Annotated in this window: 12 protein-coding genes; 5 read left to right on the forward strand and 7 right to left on the reverse strand. The window is 76.4% G+C overall.

The annotated features are described in order from the left end of the window. Positions 1-130: 130 nt before the first annotated feature. From ACF1A5_RS04565 to ACF1A5_RS04580, 4 genes are all read right to left on the reverse strand, one after another. Positions 131-2,818, reverse strand: coding sequence for a GNAT family N-acetyltransferase (locus tag ACF1A5_RS04565; RefSeq protein WP_392191340.1), 2,688 nt, complete (start codon positions 2,816-2,818; stop codon positions 131-133). Between the two features lie 101 nt (positions 2,819-2,919). Continuing rightward, a complete protein-coding gene (locus tag ACF1A5_RS04570) occupies positions 2,920-3,225 on the reverse strand; it encodes a HypC/HybG/HupF family hydrogenase formation chaperone (RefSeq protein WP_392191341.1) in 306 nt (101 codons plus the stop codon). 5 nt (positions 3,226-3,230) lie between these two features. Continuing rightward, on the reverse strand, positions 3,231-5,549 hold the full coding sequence (gene hypF, locus ACF1A5_RS04575; protein ID WP_392191342.1) for a carbamoyltransferase HypF: 2,319 nt from the start codon (positions 5,547-5,549) through the stop codon (positions 3,231-3,233). Then, positions 5,546-6,097 (reverse strand): hydrogenase maturation protease, encoded by a 552-nt coding sequence (locus ACF1A5_RS04580; RefSeq protein WP_392191343.1) that lies wholly within the window; start codon positions 6,095-6,097, stop codon positions 5,546-5,548. Before ACF1A5_RS04580 ends, hypF begins: the two co-directional genes overlap by 4 nt. A gap of 205 nt (positions 6,098-6,302) precedes the next feature. Here ACF1A5_RS04580 and ACF1A5_RS04585 point away from each other — a divergent pair, with 205 nt between their 5' ends. From ACF1A5_RS04585 to ACF1A5_RS04600, 4 genes are all read left to right on the forward strand, one after another. Further along, positions 6,303-7,172 (forward strand): universal stress protein, encoded by an 870-nt coding sequence (locus ACF1A5_RS04585; RefSeq protein WP_392191344.1) that lies wholly within the window; start codon positions 6,303-6,305, stop codon positions 7,170-7,172. A gap of 37 nt (positions 7,173-7,209) precedes the next feature. Then, complete coding sequence (locus ACF1A5_RS04590) at positions 7,210-9,585, forward strand: glycoside hydrolase family 65 protein (RefSeq protein ID WP_392191345.1); 2,376 nt, start codon at positions 7,210-7,212, stop codon at positions 9,583-9,585. A 117-nt stretch (positions 9,586-9,702) separates the two neighbouring features. Continuing rightward, positions 9,703-10,608, forward strand: coding sequence for a universal stress protein (locus ACF1A5_RS04595; RefSeq protein WP_392191346.1), 906 nt, complete (start codon positions 9,703-9,705; stop codon positions 10,606-10,608). 74 nt (positions 10,609-10,682) lie between these two features. Continuing rightward, entirely contained in the window at positions 10,683-11,579 is an 897-nt protein-coding gene (locus ACF1A5_RS04600) for a universal stress protein (RefSeq protein WP_392191347.1), read from the forward strand. Positions 11,580-11,689: 110 nt separating this feature from the next. Here ACF1A5_RS04600 and ACF1A5_RS04605 read toward each other — a convergent pair whose 3' ends face one another. Continuing rightward, positions 11,690-11,962, reverse strand: a complete 273-nt coding sequence (locus tag ACF1A5_RS04605; protein WP_392191348.1) for a DUF1876 domain-containing protein — start codon at positions 11,960-11,962, stop codon at positions 11,690-11,692. 208 nt (positions 11,963-12,170) lie between these two features. On the opposite strand from ACF1A5_RS04605, the gene ACF1A5_RS04610 reads away from it, so the two are divergent. Next, a complete protein-coding gene (locus tag ACF1A5_RS04610; protein ID WP_392191349.1) occupies positions 12,171-13,232 on the forward strand; it encodes an Acg family FMN-binding oxidoreductase in 1,062 nt (353 codons plus the stop codon). A 56-nt stretch (positions 13,233-13,288) separates the two neighbouring features. Here ACF1A5_RS04610 and ACF1A5_RS04615 read toward each other — a convergent pair whose 3' ends face one another. Further along, the gene (locus tag ACF1A5_RS04615; RefSeq protein ID WP_392191350.1) at positions 13,289-14,323 is read right to left on the reverse strand and encodes a Gmad2 immunoglobulin-like domain-containing protein; all 1,035 of its coding nucleotides are present in this window, start codon (positions 14,321-14,323) and stop codon (positions 13,289-13,291) included. Positions 14,324-14,529: 206 nt separating this feature from the next. Beyond that, positions 14,530-16,875, reverse strand: a complete 2,346-nt coding sequence (locus ACF1A5_RS04620) for a heavy metal translocating P-type ATPase (RefSeq protein ID WP_392191351.1) — start codon at positions 16,873-16,875, stop codon at positions 14,530-14,532. Between the last annotated feature and the right edge of the window lie 97 nt (positions 16,876-16,972).

The raw sequence follows: 16,972 nt of genomic DNA on the forward strand, positions 1-16,972 counted from the left end.
ATCCCGCCGCCGCGGCGGTCCGTGGCGCACCGGCCCGCGGGGGACGGTGCGCCGTGGCTCACAGCCCGGGCAGCCAGGCGTCGGCCACGCCGCGCAGGGCCCGTTCCGCCGGGCGCAGACGCGCACCCGGTCAGCGCAGGCGACGCAGGTACGGGTCGTGCGGGTGCCGCGGCACGAGCCGCACACGGACGTCGAGCGCCGTGACGCCGTGCGGTCCGGCCAGCACCGGGTTGAGGTCGGCCTCGGCGAGCTGCGGCAGGTCGCAGGCCATCCGGGACAGGCGGTGCAGCAGCTGCTCCAGCCCTTCGAGGTCGGCGGCCGGGCTGCCGGCGTAGCCGAAGAGCAACGCGGAGCACCGGGGGGACGTGATCAGCTCGCGCACGTCCCGGTCGGTGAGCGGGGCGAGCCGCCCCGCGTGGTCGGCGAGCAGTTCGGTGGCCGTGCCGCCGAGCCCGAAGACCACCAGCGGCCCGAACACCTCGTCCTGCACGACTCCGGCGAACAGCTCCGTGCCGCGCTCGGCGAGCGGCTGGACCACCACACCGGTCAGCCGGTCGCCGAACCGGGTGACCAGGTCCCGGTGGGCGGCCCTGACCTGCGGGGCGTTGCGCAGGTCCAGATGGAGGGCGTGCTGCTCGCTCTTGTGCAGCAGCCCCGGCCAGTGGGCCTTCATCACGACGCGCCCGTCGGGCCCGGCCAGCCGCTCCGCGGCGTCGACCGCCTCGTCCTCGTCCCGGGCCCAGGCCCACGGGATCTGCCGGATGCCGTAGCAGCCCAGCAGGGCGGCCGTGGCCGGCGGGTCCAGCCAGTCGCCCTCGGGGTGCTCGTCCAGGAACGCGGCGACCAGCTCGCGCGCCCGGTCGCTCTCCACCTCCGTCAGTTCCGGTATTAAGCCGGGGAGTTGGTCGAGCCAGCGGGCTCGGGCGGCCGCGTGGGCCAGGGCCCGCGCGGCGTCCTCGGCGTCGCTGTACGCGGGTACCGTCCCGTCGTCGTGCGCCGGGAGGAGCTCGACCCGGGCCGCCTGCGCGGGCAGCACCGCGAGCACCGGACGGGGCGGCGGGCCGGGGCGGTGGGTGAGGGACCGCACCAGGTCCTCCCCGGTGGCCGCGGCGAGCGCCGTGGGGACCAGGGCCACCAGCACGGCGTCCACGGCCCCGTGCCGGGCCAGGCGGTCCACACAGGCGCGGAGCTGCTCCTCGCCGACGGTCGCGGTGGCGTCGACGGGGTTGGTGGCGGTGGCGCCCCCGGGCAGCAGCGCGAGGAGCTCGTCCACGAGCCCCGTGGTGAGCGGCGGCACGACGAGCCCCGCGTCCGCGCAGGCGTCGGCGGCGAGCACGCCCGCCCCGCCCGCGTTGCTGACCACGGCGACCCGGGTGCCGGCAGGCAGCGGTTGGGAGTGCAACAGGGCCGCGGCGTCGAGGAGTTCTCCGATCGACCGGGTGGCCGTGACTCCGGCCTGGGTGAACAGGGCCCGGCGGGTCATGGTCCGGGTGGCGGCCGCCGCCGTGTGCGACGCGGCGGCCCGGCGCCCCGCCTCCGAGCGTCCGGCGTCCACGGTGAGCACCGGCATGGCGCGGGCCACCCGGCGGGCGGTGCGGGAGAAGGCGCGCGGGTTGCCGAAGGACTCCAGGTGCAGCAGCGCCAGATCGGTGTGCCCGTCGGCCTCCCACCACTGGAGCATGTCGTTGCCGCTGACGTCGTACTTGTCGCCGAGCGAGACGAAGGTGGACACGCCGATGCCGAGCCGGGCCAGCCCGGCGAGCAGGGCGATGCCGACTCCGCCGGACTGCACGGCGACCCCGGCGGTGCCCGGTCCGGGATGGCGGGCGGCGAAGGTGGCGTCCAGGCGGACGTCCTGCTCGGTGTCGGCCAGGCCCAGGCAGTTGGGGCCCACCAGCCGCATCCCGTACCGGCGGCAGGCCCCCAGCAGGGCGCCCGACTGGTGGAGGTCGAGACCGGCCGTGACGACGAGCAGCGCGGCCACGCCGGCCGCGCCGCACTCCTCGGCGACCTGCGGCACGGCCGCCGCGGGGACGGCCACGACGGCGAGTTCGGGCACCTGCGGCAGCGCGGCGACGGACGGGTACGCGTGCACCCCGGCGACGGACCGGGCCTCGGGGTGCACGGCGAACAGCCGGCCGGTGTAGGAGCCCGTGCGGATGTTGCGCAGGATCGCCCGGCCGACCGAGCCGGGGCGGCGGCCCGCGCCGATCACCGCGACGGACCGGGGCCGCAGCAGGGGCCGCAGGCTCACGAGGTCGGCTGCGCGTCCGCGGGTGTCCACCGCCGTCAAGTAGGTCTCGTCCTCGGTCAGTTCGACCAGGCAGTGCACCTCGGGCCCGTCGTAGCGGCGGGTGACGCGCAGTCCGAGGTCGTGGAACACCTTCAGCATGGCGTGGTTCTCCGCCAGGGCGTCGGCGGTGAAGGCGGAGATGCCCGCGGTGCGGGCGGTGTCCGCGAGGTGTTCGAGCAGTAGGGTGGCCACACCGCGGTGGTGCCAGTCGTCGGCGACGGCGAGCGCGATCTCCGCGGCCGTGCCCTTCGGGTCGGCCTCGTACTCGGCGAGGCCCACCACACGGCCGGCGTGCTCGGCCACCAGGGCCTCGTGGCCGGGGCGTCGCGGCGCGGCGGCACGCTCGGCCGCCTGCCGGGCGGAGGCGCGGCTGAGGGAGAAGAACCGCAGCCGCAGGTTCGTGTCGGACATCTCCTCGTACAGGCGCAGCACTTGGTCGTGGTCGCCCGGGACCGCCCGCCGGATCCCGACGGTGGTGCCGTCGGTCAGCAGGGCGTGGACGGGTGGTTCCTGGGTGCCGGTCATCGCGCTCTCCCTCCGGGGCCGTCGACTTCAGCCTCGTGCGGGCGTCCCCGGCCCCCCAGGGGCTGACCGGGCACGGCACCGGGCCGACCGGCCCCCCGGAATCACCCAGGCGGGCCCGGGCGCCGGGGGCCCGGCGGTTCGGGCGTCCGGGTCGGCAGGGGCTCTCCCAGTTCGTTCTCCACGGCGTCGGCCATCGCGCGCAGCACCTCCAGGGTGCGTTCGGCCTCGGCCTCGTCGATCCGGGTGATGGCGAAGCCGACGTGCACGACGACGTACGCGCCCACGCCCGCCTCCGGGGTGTAGGCGAGGCACACCTCGCGGCGCACCCCGCCGAAGTCGGCCGTGCCCATCCGCACGCCCGCCTCCTCGCGGACGTCGGTGATCCGGCCGGGGATGCCCAGGCACATCGCGTTCACTCCTCCCGCGCGAGCAGGGCGGACGCCACCGCCGCCTGCCCGTAGCTGATGCCGCCGTCGTTGACCGGGACGGCGTGACCGGTCAGGACCCGAAGGCCCCGGGCGCGCAGCAGCCGGCTCACGTCGGCCAGCAGCCGCCGGTTCTGGAAACAGCCGCCGCCCAGGCACACCGTGCGCGGGCCGCCCGCGGCGACGGCGTGCCCGACGAGCGCGTCGGTGACCTCCGCGACGGTGCCGTGGAAGGCGGCGGCCAGACGCGCCACGGGAACGCCGGCCGCCCGCCCTTCGAGGAGGGCGGCCAGCGTGGGGGAGGGGTCGTACACCCACAGCGGGTCCGCCCGCACCAGCCGCCACGGCAGCGCGCCCGCGCGCAGGGCACCCGCGGCGCTCTCCAGCGCCACGGCCGCCTGCCCCTCGTAGGACACCGTGTCCCCGAGGCCGAGCAGGCTCGCCACGGCGTCGAACAGCCGGCCGGCGCTGGAGGCCCGGGGGCAGCGCACGTCCCGCTCCACCATGGTCCGGACCGCGCGCACCGTCCGTGGGTCGAGGCGGTCCGTGAACGGCCGGACCAGCGCGTGCCCCGGCCGGGGCACGCCGAGCGGCTCCGACCCGTGCAGATAGCCGAGCGCCATCCGGGCCGGATGGCGGACCGCGGCCTCGCCACCGGGCAGCGGCGCCCGCGCGAAGCGTCCCACCCGGCGGTAGCCGGTCAGGTCCGCGACCAGGACCTCGCCGCCCCACAGGGTGCCGTCGTCGCCGAGGCCGAGCCCGTCGTAGGCCACGCCGACGAAGGGCCCGGTCAGCCCGTGCTCGGCCGCCACCGCCGCCACGTGCGCGTGATGGTGCTGCACGGCAACGCGGCGCTCCACGGGCAGCTCGCGGGCCCACCGGGTGGACAGATAGCCCGGGTGCGGGTCGTGCGCGACGACGGCGGGAGTGATCCGGGTGAGGCGCGCGAGATCGGCGTACGACGTCTCGAACGCTTCGTACGTCGCCGCGTCCGCCAGGTCCCCGGTGTGCGGCCCGAGGTGCGCCCGCCCGTGCTCGGCCAGGGTGAGCGTGTGCTTGAGCTGGGCGCCGGTGGCCACCAGGGGCGGCGCGGCCGGAACCGGGAGGGGCAGGGGGGCGGGCGCGTAGCCGCGGGCCCGTCGCAGCACCAGCGTGCGGCCGCGCACCACGTGGACGACGGAGTCGTCGTAGCGGGCGCGGATCGGCCGGTCGTGCGTGAGGAAGCCGTCCGCCACCCCTGCCAGCGCCCGCCGTGCCGCCCGCTCGTCCGTGGCGATGGGTTCGTCGGACAGGTTGCCGCTGGTGACGACCAGCGGCCGGTCCAGCTCACGCAGCAGCAGGTGGTGCAGTCCGGTGGTGGGCAGGAAGAGACCGACCCGGCAGGTGCCCGGGTGCACCTGCGGGGCGAGGCCGCGGCCCGGACCGGCCCGGCGCGGGGAGCGGGCGGCGAGCAGCACCACGGGCCGCTGCGGCGAGCTCAGCACCTCCTCCTCCGCGCGGCCCACCCGCGCCAGCCGCCGTGCGGCGGCGAGGTCGCGCACCATGACCGCGAACGGCTTGGCCGGCCGCCGCTTGCGGCGCCGCAGCTCGGCCACCGCGGCCGGGTCGCCGGCGTCGCACACCAGCTGATAGCCGCCGAGCCCCTTCACGGCGACGATCCGGCCGTCGGCCACCGCCCCGACCGCCGCCCGCAGCGCGTCCTCACCCCGCCTGTCCTGCCAGGCGAGCCTCGGGCCGCAGCGGGGACACGCCAGCGGCTCGGCGTGGAAACGCCGGTCCGCCGGGTCCGCGTACTCGGCCGCGCACGCCGGACACAGGCCGAAGCGGCGCATGGCGGTGCGCGCGCGGTCGTACGGCAGGTCCTCGATCACGGTGGCGCGGGGGCCGCAGTCGGCGCAGTTGACGAAGGGGTAGCGGTAGCGCCGGTCCGCCGGGTCGGACATCTCCCGCAGACAGGCCGCGCAGACGGCGGCGTCCGGCGGCACCTCGCGCGGCGCCGCGGCCGGGTCCGTCCGGCTCGCCCGCACGGTGAACCCGCTGCCGCGGGCCGGAACCTCGCCGCCGGGACTCTCCCCGACCTCCACGCGGCGGACCGCGGACAGCGGCGGCGGATGCGCGCGGATGCCCGCCACCAGCGCGCGCACCGCCGCGGGTCCGCCGGCGGCGACCAGCTCGACGTGACCGTCCACATTGCGGACCCAGCCGTCCAGACCGAGCGCGGTCGCCGACCGGTGGACGTAGGGCCGGAAGCCGACTCCCTGGACCCGCCCGAACACCTCGACGCGCCGGATGATCCGCCCGGTCACGGCCCGTCCTCCGCGCCCGGCACGTCCTCGCAGCCGTCGTCCTCGGGGTCGTCGGGGGCTTCCCGCGCGCGGTACCGGAGGATCTCCTCCTCCACGCTGCGCGCCAGCTCGTCCACCCGTGCCGCGACCGGGGCCGACAGACCGGTCCCCAGCGACTGGTCGGAGCCCTCGACGGCGTACACCACCAGGCGGTCGGGCAGCCGGTCCAGGGCCCGGGACAGTTCGACCGCCTCGCCCAGGCCCAGGCCGTGCGAGCTGGTCGACCCGGTCCGCGGCAGCCGCGCCGCGTCCAGCACCAGCCGGTGGACCCGGCCCGGACGCGGGGGGTGCGCGTGCGCGGCGTCGAGGACGACGGCGAGCCCGGCGTTCTCCCACAGGCCGAGCAGCCGGGCCGGCTCGCCGTCACAGGTCTCCAGGGCGGTCCCCGGCGGCAGCGAACGGCCGGCGGCACGCTCCGCCAGGCGGTCGACCACGGCCCACCCGACACCGTCGTCGTGGCGGAAGGAGTTTCCGACCCCGACGACCACGATCCGGGGCGTCACGGGCATCCTGCCGCTCCCTCGCTCCGGGCCGCGCGATCCCTCACCACGGGCCACGCGAACAGCGTGGTCCCGCCGGGGTGCGCGACGGCATGGGCCGAACGTCCCGGGAAGGGGCCGAACCGCCCCTCGTGGCCGACGGGGGCGGATGCGACGGTCGACAGTGGGATTTTTGCCGCAGTGCGTGGCAGCCCGACGAAAGGCGGTGGGCACGATGGATCTGCCCTTGGTCGTCGGCGTCGACGGATCGGATCCGAGTCTGACGGCGATCGACTGGGCGGTGGACGAGGCCGCCCGGCACGGTCTGCCGCTGCGGCTGGTGTACGCCTCCCTCTGGGAACGCTACGAAGGCACCTACCCGACGGGCAGCCGGGACCGGCCCTCCGAGCAGGTCATGGCCGAGCACATCGTCGCCTCCGCGGCGGAGCGGGCCCAGCGGCGCGACGCGGACGTGAAGGTGTCCACCGAGATCGTCCCCGAGGAAGCCGTCTCCGCCCTGCTGCGCGAGGCCAACAACGCCTCCGCCCTGGTGACCGGCTCCCGCGGCCGCGGCGAGCTGAAGGGGCTGCTCCTCGGCTCGGTGAGCCTGGCCGTCGCGGGCCGGGCACACTGCCCGGTGATCGTGGTCCGCGGCGACCCGGCCGGCCTGGCCGGCACCCACGAGCGGATTCTGCTCGGCCTGGGAGACCCCGACACGGCCACCGAGGCCGTACGGTTCGCCTTCCGCGAGGCCGAGGCCCGCGGCGGCGTCCTCGACGTCGTCCGCGCCTGGCGCTGCCCCGCGCAGGAGGCGTCCGACCGGGCGGCCGAGGAACCGGCGCGCGTCCACGAGGAGCGGGCCCTGGCCCTGCTCGACGAACTGCTGCGCGAGCCGATGGCCGACCACCCGGCGGTCCGGGTGCGCCGCGCCACGGTCGAGGGTCCGGCCCGCCGGGTCCTGGTGGACCGCTCGGCCGCCGCCGACCTCGTGATCGTCGGAGCCCGGCGCCGGGTGGGCCACTTCGGCCTCCAGCTCGGCCGGGTGAGCCACACGCTGCTGCACCACGCGCTGTGCCCCGTGGCGGTCGTGCCGCAACGGGTGTGACCCGCGCACCCGCCCTGCCCGAAGGGGGGCCACCGCAGTGACGGGCCGGACCTGGGAGTACGACGGCTACCGCCCCGCTCAGGAGCGGCTCAGGGAGTCGCTGTGCGCGCTCGGCAACGGCTACTTCGCCACCCGCGGGGCGCTCCCCGAGTGCGCCGCGGACGACGTGCACTATCCGGGCACCTACGTGGCCGGCTGCTACAACCGCCTCACCTCGCACGTCGCGGGCCGCCGCGTCGAGAACGAGGACCTGGTCAACCTGCCCAACTGGCTGCCGCTGCGCTTCCGGACCGCCGGCGGCTTCTGGCTCACCCCGGACACGGCAGCGGTGCTGGAGCACCGGCAGGTGCTGCACCTGGAGTCGGGGCTGCTGGAGCGGCGGACCCGGTTCGCGCTCGACGGGGGCCGGGCGCTGTCCGTGCGCCAGCAGCGCCTGGTGTGCCTGGCCGACGCCCATCTGGCGGCGCTGCGCACCGAGTTCACGCTCGAGGGCGGCACGGAGGACGTCGGCCTCGACGTCGAGGCGGCCCTCGACGGCGGCGTCGTCAACGCCGGCGTGCGGCGCTACCGGGACCTGGAGGGCCGCCACCTGACCCATGTGCACACCGGTACGTCCGCCCCCGGCACCGTGTGGCTGCGGTGCCGGACCCGCACCTCCGACATCCGCATCGCCATGGCCACCCGCCTCACCGCCGTCGCGCCCGTCGCGACCCGGCACGAGCCCCCGCGGGCCCTGCAGGACGTGACGCTGCGCCTGACGCCCGGACGCACGGTCACCGTCGACAAGACCGTCGCCGTGCACACCTCGCGCGACCCCGCCATCAGCGACCCGCTGCGCGCCGCGATCGACCGGGTGGCCGCGGCCGCGGGCTTCGAGGAGCTGCTGGAGGCCCACCTCACCGCCTGGGACCTGATGTGGCGCCGCGCCGGCCTCGACGTCCCCGGGGAACCCGGCCGCATCCTGCGCCTGCACCTCTTCCACGTCCTGCAGACCCTCTCCCCGCACACCGCCGACCTCGACGTGGGCGTGCCCGCCCGGGGCCTGCACGGAGAGGCCTACCGCGGCCATGTGTTCTGGGACGAGCTGTTCGTGCTGCCGTACCTGAACCTGCACTTCCCCGAGGTCTCCCGCGCACTGCTGCGCTACCGCCACCGGCGCCTGGAGGCGGCCTGCTCGGCGGCGCGCGCGCTCGGCCGGCGCGGCGCGATGTACCCGTGGCAGAGCGGCAGCGACGGACGGGAGGAGACGCAGCGGCTGCACCTCAACCCCCGCTCCGGGCGCTGGCTGCCGGACAACTCGCGGCTCCAGCACCACGTCGGCTCGGCGGTGGCGTACAACGTGTGGCAGTACTGCGAGGCCAGCGGGGACGCGGAGTTCCTGCACACCAAGGGCGCCGAGATGCTGCTGCAGATCGCCCGCTTCTGGGCGGACTCGGCCACCTGGGACGACGGCATGCGACGGCACCGGATCCTGGGCGTGATGGGCCCCGACGAGTACCACGACGCCTATCCGGGCGCCGTCCGGCCCGGCCTCGACGACAACGCCTACACCAACGTCACCGCCGCCTGGGTGCTCACCCGCGCGCTGGAGACGATGCGGATCCTGCCCGAACCGCGCCGGCGCGAGCTGGTCGAGCGCATCGGCCTGGACGGCGGCGAGCTGGAGCAGTGGGAGGACGTCTCCCGCACCCTGTACGTCCCCTTCCACGACGGCGTCGTCAGCCAGTTCGAGGGCTACGGCGACCTCGCCGAACTCGACTGGGACGACTACCGCAAGCGTTACGACGACATCCGCCGCCTGGACCGGATCCTGGAGGCGGAGGGCGACAGCGTCAACCGCTACAAGGCCTCCAAACAGGCCGACGTGCTCATGCTCGGCTACCTGTTCTCCCCCTGCGAACTCCGTTCCGTCCTCGCCCGGCTGGGCTACCGCGTCGACGACGACGTCTGGCTGCACACCGTCGACTACTACCTCGGCCGCACCAGCCACGGCTCCACCCTCAGCGGCCTGGTGCACGGCTGGATCCTCAGCCGGGTCCGGCGCTCCGGCGCGTGGGCCTACTGCCAGGAGGCGCTGCGCGCCGACATCGCCGACGTGCAGGGCGGCACCACCGGCGAGGGAATCCACCTCGGCGCCATGGCCGGCACGCTCGACCTCGTCCAGCGGGGGCTGACCGGACTGGAGACCCGCGAGGGCGCCCTGTGGCTCGACCCGGTGCCGCTGCCCGAACTGTCGTCCTACGGTTTCGCCATCCGCTACCAGGGCCACTGGGGCGTACGGCTGCGGATGGAGCACGGCGGCATGGAGATCGCCGTGCCCCCGTCGGACCGCTCGCCGATCGAGGTCCGGCTGGCCGACCGCGACGTCTGCGTCCAGCCGGGGGAGACCTCCCACCTGGTGCTCCCGGAATGAGAGGCGACCGGGAGGGGCCGGTCGGGCCCCGGCGGGGACCTGACAGCCCCTGCCCGCCCGGCGGGATCGGCGGGACGCTGACACCGGGAGTTGACCTGAGCTCAGGAGGTGGGCGTCATGCTTCCGCCCGTTGTCGCCGGAGTCGACGGTTCCGCGGAGAGCCTGTCCGCCGCGGAATGGGCGGCCCGCGAGGCCGTGCGGCGCGACCGGCCGCTGCTGCTGTTCCACGCCCGCAGCTGGCACCCCCGCGAGGGGGAGGGGGCGACCGCCGACGCGGCCCAGCGGCATCTGGCGGCCCGCGTCCTGCGCGAGGCCGAACGGCAGGTCCACCGGGCCCGCCCCGGCCCGCCGCACGTGTACGCCGAGCAGGCCGAGGGTCCGGCCACCGCGGCCCTGCTGAAGGCGGCCGAGCAGGCCGAGCTGCTGGTGCTCGGCTCCCGCGGGCTGAGCGGCTTCACCGGATTCGTCGTGGGCTCGGTGGCCCTCGGCGTGGTGGCCAGGTCGGTACGCCCCGTCGTCCTCGTACGGGCCGGGGAGGAGGCGGCGGACGAACACCTTCCGGCGGACGACGGCAGCGCCTCCGTCAGCACCGGATACCGGGACGTGGTGCTCGGCGTCGACGTCGGCGACCCCTGCGACGAGGTCGTGGAGTTCGCCTTCGAGCAGGCCCGGCTGCGCCGCGCGCCGCTCAGGGCCCTGTACGCATGGCAGGCGCCCAGCCCCATCGCCCTCGGCCCCGGCGACGTCGGTCTGATGAGCGACCCGCAGCAGGCCGAGGAGTGGCTGGGGTTCCTCACCGCCGTCCTGCAGGTGTGGCGGGAGAAGTACCCGGACGTGGAGGTCCGGCAGACCGTGGTGGAGGACCGGCCGGCCGGCGCCCTCATGCGGGCGGCCACCGGAGCCGGGCTCCTGGTCGTCGGCCACCGCCTCGTCGAGCGGCCCGTGGGCCCGCGCACCGGCCCGGTCACCCACGCCGCGATCCACCACGTCGGCTGCCCCGTCGCCGTCGTACCGCACTTCTGAGCCGCATCCGCACGGGCCGCGGCGGGCGCCCGCCGGACCCCGTGCCGCCAAAGGGACCATGGGAGGTGACCGTCATGCCGAAGCCGGTCGTGGCCGGTCTGGACGGTTCCCGCGAGAGCCTCGCCGCGGCCCACTGGGCGGCCAGGGAGGCGCTGCGCCGGGGACTGCCGCTCCGGCTGGTGCACGCCTGGGAGGGACTGCCCGACCGGGACGCCGCCGCGGGCCTGCCCGAGGTGCGGGTGCCGCAGTTCCAGGCACACCGGGTGCTGCGCGCCGCCGCCGACCGGCTGAGCGAGCTGTACCCGCAGCTCTCCATCGCGGCCGAGCAGGTGCGCAAGCAGCCCGGTCCCGCGCTCCTCGACGAGGCGGAGCACGCCGAGCTGCTGGTCCTCGGCAGTCAGGGACTCGGCTCGGTCGGCGGCTTCGTCGCGGGGTCGGTCGCGATGTCCACCGCGGCGCACGCCGACCGGCCGGTCGTCCTGGTCCGCGCCGAGGAGACCGCGGAGTCCGAACACCTGCCCGACGGCACCGGCAAGCCCTCGGCGCGCACCTCCCCGCGGGACGTCGCGGTCGCCGTCGACGTCGGCGTACCGTGCGACGACGTCCTGGAGTTCGCCTTCCGCGCCGCCGAGCTGCGCCGGGCACCGCTGCGCGTCGTGCACGCCTGGCACGTCCCGCTCACCGAGGGCCTCCCGGACGCCGGGCACCGGGCCCGGATCCGGCAGGAGGCGGAGCGGGAGCTCACCGCCCTGGTCGAGCCGTGGCGCCGGAAGTTCCCGTCCGTGTTCGTCGAGGAGACCCTCCTCGAGGGACGCCCGGCCCACGTGCTCGTACGGGCCGTCGCCGGGGCGGGGCTGCTGGTCGTGGGCCGGCGCAGGAGGCACGCCGCGGTCGGCTCGCACACCGGCCCGGTCGCCCACGCCATGATCCACCACGTCACCCGCCCGGTCGCGCTGGTGCCGCACGACTGACGGCCCCGGCGCGCGGCGCGGGCACAGGACGGCACGTCACCTCACAGGGTGACGTGCCGTCCTGTGCCCAGGTGCACGAGTGCGCTTCCCGCCCGGACCGGCGGGGACCGTCATGCCTGCACGGGGCCCGCGTCCACGGGTCCGGCCAGCTCCACGATGTCGTCGGCGGCCACGTCGTGCAGCCGGAGGGAGAGGTCCTCCAGAGCCCTGCTGACCGCCAGTTCGTCGCCGATCTCGGGGATCGGCCGGTCGATCGGATTGCGCCGCGCCGCCCCGCGCCCGGTGAGGGCCGCGGTGTCGCGGGTGGTGAGCACGGCTCGCGCGTGCGTGTCGTCGCCGTCCTCGGTGATGAAGATCTGCACGGTCCACTGCTTGGCTTCCATGATGATCACTCCCGTACGAGCTTCGCTCCCTGCTCCTCACCCTGCGCCCCCGCACCCGGCGGCACCAGAGCCGAACGGCCCCTCCGGACCGCGCCGGGGCCCCGGGCCGAGAGGCCCCTCGGCCCGGGAGGGGGTCGAGCGGCCCATGCCACCGGGCCCGGCGCGGGCCGACCATGAAAGGAGGACGCACCAGAAGGGCGGCTCGCTCATGTCCGTCGCCAGCGCACGCCCCAGCCACGCCAGCACGTACCTCGTCCGCGCGGCCGTCACCGCACCCTCGGTCCACGACACCCAGCCCTGGCTCTTCGTGGCGGACGGGGACCGGGCCATCGAGCTGCACGCCGACGTCGACCGGCGGCTGCTGCTCACCGACCCCTTCGGCCGGGAGATGGTGATCAGCTGCGGCGCGGCGCTGTTCAACGTCCGGCTCGCCATGCGGCACCTGGGCTTCAAGCCGGTCGTTCAGCCCTTCCCCGACCCCCGGGACCCCGCCTTCCTGGCCCGGGTCACCTGGGGGGCCTACGCCGAGGCCACCTCCGAGGAGCAGGGCATGTACGCCGCACTGCGCCGGCGCCACACCGTGCCCGGGCCGTTCCTCACCGACCCGCTGCCCTCCCACCTGGTCGACGCGCTGAGCGTGCAGGCCCACGGAGAGAGCGCCGGGCTGCACCTCGTCGACGACAGCACGAGCCGGCGGCACCTGGCCGAGCTGGTGCGGGCCGGCCAGGACGTGCACCGCACCGACCCCGCGCACCACCCCGAACAGGCGCTGTGGACCTGGCGCCTGGGGCACCCGCGGCGCGAGGGGATGCCGGCCGCCGCGACCGGCGGGCCCCCCGGCAGCGGCGCCGGCGTCCGGCCCCCCGAGGGCGACAGCGGCGGCCGGCCCACCGGCAGCGACAGCGGCGCCGAGACACCCGGCAGCGGCGGCCCCGCGGGACGGGACTACGCGGGCCTCACGCGCATGTTCCCCACCCCGCCCCGCAGGTGGCCCGCCCGCACCGGGCTGGTCGCCGTCCTGGGCACGGACCGGGACGACCGGTCGGCCTGGCTGAGAGCCGGTCAGGCACTCGAACGGATCATGCTCTTCGCGGCCGCCCGGGACGTCATGGCGGCCTTCCACACCCAGCCCCTCGAACTTCCCTGGCTGCGCGAGCAGGTGCGGCAGACGCTCAGCGCGGGCGAGTTCCCGCAGATGATCCTCCGCCTCGGCTACGCGCCCGGCGCCCGGCCGCTGCCCCGGCGCCCGCTCACGGAGGTGCTGCGCTAGCGAGGCGCCGGAGCCGTGGCGGCACCGCAAGGACGGCTCCGCCACGGCTCCGGCGGTCAGCGCCGCACGGTCAGCGGCACGGTGTCGACCGTCACCGGCCTGCCGTCCACGGGCGAGAGGAAGTACGCCCTCAGCAGGCCGGGTCCGGTGTGGGCGGCCTTGTAGGGGAACGTCACGTCGAAGGTGCCGCGGGTGCCGGTGCCCGACGTGGCGCGCACCATGACGTCGGCGGCGGTACGGCCGGTGGCGTCGGTGACCCTAAGGCGGAAGACGGCCTCGAAGGTGTCGGCGCTGCCACGCACCCGGAGCGGACTTCCGACGGTGTCGCCGATCATCGGCGACTCCACCAGGACGGCCGGGGCGAGATCCTCGAAGTCGGTCCGGCCCACGGGCCCGTTGAGCACGACGCCCTTCCCGCCGAAGTGCCTGACCGGCGTGCCGTCGAGCGCGAACCCCACCTTCCGCACGCCGGGGAAGCGGGTCACCGTGAAGACGACCTGCGCGAGCCGTGCCCGCAGGGACAGGCTGCCGCCGCCGTCGTCGTACCGGCCGGACAGGTCGACGGTGGCGACGCGGTCGCGGATCACGACGGAGCGCAGCACGGTCCCGGACGGGATGGCCGTGGTGCGGCCGTGTGCCCGTTCGTACCGGCCGGGGCCGGCCAGCAGGGCCCGGACGGCACCGGCGGCGGTGGCCGGGGCGGTCACGGTGCGCGGGGCGGGCGAGACCTGCTCGCCGTGCAGGAAGTACACGCCGGTGCGGACGCCGCGGGCCCCGCTCGCCGACCCACCGCCGGCCGGGGGCCGGGCGGTTCCCTTCCCTGTTCCGGTTCCGGGGCCCGTGCTTCCGGGGGCGCCGCCGACGGACGGTCCGGGCGCTCCGGAGGCGCTCCCCGACGGGTCCGTCGAGGTCCCCCCGGAGGTCCCTCCCGGCGTCCCGGTGGCCGAGCCGGCCGCCCGGCCGCCGTCCTGCCCGGCGGGGCCCGTGCCCGTACCGCACGCGCCGACGACGACAAGCGGCAGCGTCAGCGCCGCGGTGCACACCCATGGACGCCGCCCGCGAGCGCGCGGAGCCGAAGTCACGCTGTTCATCGCATCCTCCTCCGACACCTCCAGCAAAGCGCGGGGCGAGGCGGCCCTCCAGGGACCGGTCGGCACTGCCGCCGGGCCGTCCGGCGGCAGTGCCGACCGACCGGCCCACCCCCCGCGAGGGACCTGTGGCGGATCCGACAGGCGGTACCGCGGCGGGAGTTGACCGGGTGTCACCCCGGCCGAACCGGCCGGACGCCACCCACCTCTCAGGGAGCGAGGGAGAAGTAGTTCTCCTCCTCCTGGGTGAAGTGCAGCCGGAGCACGGTGTGCAGGCCGTACAGGCAGGCCCGCAGGTCCTCCAGCTGCTCCGGTGCGAGCCCGCCGTCCGCGTCCGCGAGCGTGAGATGGGTGGCGATGCGCCGGGCCAGCCGTTCGATCTCCGCGTGGGCGCGGCTCATGGTGGCCGTCGCCTCGGGCCCGCCGAGGGTGGGCATCAGCGCCGGGTACAACTGGTGCTCCTCGGCGTACTCGTGGGGCAGCAGCCGCTCGGTGAGCAGCCGGTGCACCTCGCGGACCGAGGCGAGCGCCTGCGCGCCGCCGCCGTCGGCGAGGTGCGCCGCGGCGCCGCGTACGGCCTCCAGGACGTCCTGCAGGTCGTCGTGTTCGGCGGCGAAGCGCCGGATCAGGGCCTCCGTCGCGGGTTCCAGGGTGGGCCGGCTCGCCTGGTCGACCCGCAGGGCCCGCAGCGCGTTGAGGATGACGGCCACGTCGATGCCCTCCTGCAGCAGGGCGCCCACGGCGGGCGGCAGGAGTCCCACGGCCGCCGCGGCCATCGCCGCCAGGGACATCACCATGCCGCCGAGGGCGCTCTGCACGGCGATGCGCCGGGCGCGGACGGCGATGGCGACGGCGTCGGCCAGCGGGTCCACCCGGTCCGTGGTCAGGACGACGTCGGCGGCCTCGGAGGAGGCGGTGGAACCGCGTGCTCCCATCGCCACCCCCACGGTCGCCGCGGCCAGGGCGGGCGCGTCGTTCACGCCGTCGCCCACCATCACCGTGACCGCGCGCTCCCGCTCGGCGCGGACGGCGGCCACCTTGCCGGCCGGGGCGAGTTCGGCGCGTACGTCGTCCAGACCGAGGACGGCGGCGACCTCGCGGGCGGGCTCGGTCCGGTCGCCGGTGAGCATCACGATCCGCTCCATGCCCGCGGTCCGCAGACGGCGCAGGGTCCGGGGCGCGTCGGGGCGGATCGGGTCGCGCAGGAGGACGGCGCCCACGGGCACGCCGTCCATGGTGAGCCAGGCGACGGCGGCGCCGTCGAGCAGCGCCCGGTTCTCGACGCTCCGGGCCCACGCCGGAGGCTGGACGCCGGGTTCCAGACGGCCCACGGTGGCCCGCCGGCCCTCGACGACTCCGCGGGCCCCCCGGCCGGGCTCCTCCGCCACGTCCGTCACCTCGGCCGGCTCCAGCCCGCGCTCCCGGGCCGCGTCGACGACGGCGTGCGCCAGGACGTGGGGCGAGTACTGGTCGACCGTCGCCGCCAGGCGCAGCACGTCGGCGGGCTTCCAGCCGGGCGCCGCGGAAACGTCGAGCACGCGCGGGCGGCCACCGGTGAGCGTGCCGGTCTTGTCGAGCAGCAGGGTCCGGGCCCGGCCGAGGTTCTCCAGGGCGCCGCCGTCGCGGACCACCACGCCGAGGCGGGACGCCCGGGACAGTCCGGAGACGATGGCCACCGGCGCGGCGAGCAGCAGCGGGCAGGGCGTGGCGACCACGAGCACCGCGACCGCCCGCACCGCGGAGCCGCTGAGCAGCCAGGCCAGGCCGGCGGTCGCCACGGACAGCGGCAGGAACCAGGCCGCGTAGCGGTCGGCCAGCCGCACCACGGGCGCCGACTCGGCGCCCGCCTGCTGGGCGAGCCGTACGATCTCGGCGTACGTGCTGTCCTGCTCGGTCGCCGTGGCGCGCAGCTCGAAGGCGCTGCCCGCGTTGACCACGCCGCTGCGCACCGTCTGGCCGTGCACCCGCTCCACGGGCGCGGACTCCCCGGTGAGCACCGACTCGTCGAGCACCGCGGTGGCGCCCACCACCAGGCCGTCGACCGGGACGACCTCTCCGGGGCCGACGACGAGGAGGTCGCCGACCGCGACCTCGGCGAGGGGCACCGTGCGGACCTCGCCGTCGGTGCGCCGCCGGGCGGTGCGCGGCGCGTGCTCGAGCAGGGCCCGCAGGTCGTGGGAGGCCCGCTGCTGGGCCGCGGCCTCCAGGGCGCGGCCGGTGGCGAGCATCAGGGCGATCAGGGCACCGGCCAGGTACTCGCCGACCGCGAGGGTGCCGCCGAGCGCCAGTACGGCGATGAGGTCCACTCCGGCGCGGCCCTGCCGCAGCGCTCCCAGCACCCACCCCACGGCGGGTCCGACTGCGGCGATCGTGCCGAGCGCCCAGCACAGGTCGGCCCGGCTGCCCTGGCCGAGCAGCCAGAAGACGCCGCCGGCCGCCAGGGCCGCGGTCGTGACGGCCAGGAGGACCGGTTCGAGCCAGGAGGACGGGGTCGGCACCGAGGCGGGGCGGGGGACCTGCTGCTCCGGCTCGGTGCGGCGCCGGGCGGTTCTCATCGGAGCCGCCGTCCGGCCCGGGCACGGGGGACGGCCGTCACCCGCGCGGCAACGCCGTCGGCTGCGGCGGCGACGGGTCCGGTCATGGCGCGCACCT

This window comes from Streptomyces sp. NPDC014864, assembly GCF_043081525.1.
In the GTDB taxonomy this organism is placed as follows: domain Bacteria; phylum Actinomycetota; class Actinomycetes; order Streptomycetales; family Streptomycetaceae; genus Streptomyces.

What these genes read in the sequence shown, in the direction of transcription:
- ACF1A5_RS04565 (WP_392191340.1), bottom strand. Translation starts at nt 2,818, where the DNA reads ATGACCGGCACCCAGGAACCACCCGTCCACGCCCTGCTGACCGACGGC.
- ACF1A5_RS04570 (WP_392191341.1), bottom strand. Translation starts at nt 3,225, where the DNA reads ATGTGCCTGGGCATCCCCGGCCGGATCACCGACGTCCGCGAGGAGGCG.
- ACF1A5_RS04580 (WP_392191343.1), bottom strand. Translation starts at nt 6,097, where the DNA reads ATGCCCGTGACGCCCCGGATCGTGGTCGTCGGGGTCGGAAACTCCTTC.
- ACF1A5_RS04585 (WP_392191344.1), top strand. Translation starts at nt 6,303, where the DNA reads ATGGATCTGCCCTTGGTCGTCGGCGTCGACGGATCGGATCCGAGTCTG.
- ACF1A5_RS04595 (WP_392191346.1), top strand. Translation starts at nt 9,703, where the DNA reads ATGCTTCCGCCCGTTGTCGCCGGAGTCGACGGTTCCGCGGAGAGCCTG.
- ACF1A5_RS04600 (WP_392191347.1), top strand. Translation starts at nt 10,683, where the DNA reads ATGCCGAAGCCGGTCGTGGCCGGTCTGGACGGTTCCCGCGAGAGCCTC.
- ACF1A5_RS04605 (WP_392191348.1), bottom strand. Translation starts at nt 11,962, where the DNA reads ATGGAAGCCAAGCAGTGGACCGTGCAGATCTTCATCACCGAGGACGGC.
- ACF1A5_RS04610 (WP_392191349.1), top strand. Translation starts at nt 12,171, where the DNA reads ATGTCCGTCGCCAGCGCACGCCCCAGCCACGCCAGCACGTACCTCGTC.
- ACF1A5_RS04615 (WP_392191350.1), bottom strand. Translation starts at nt 14,323, where the DNA reads ATGAACAGCGTGACTTCGGCTCCGCGCGCTCGCGGGCGGCGTCCATGG.
- ACF1A5_RS04620 (WP_392191351.1), bottom strand. Translation starts at nt 16,875, where the DNA reads ATGAGAACCGCCCGGCGCCGCACCGAGCCGGAGCAGCAGGTCCCCCGC.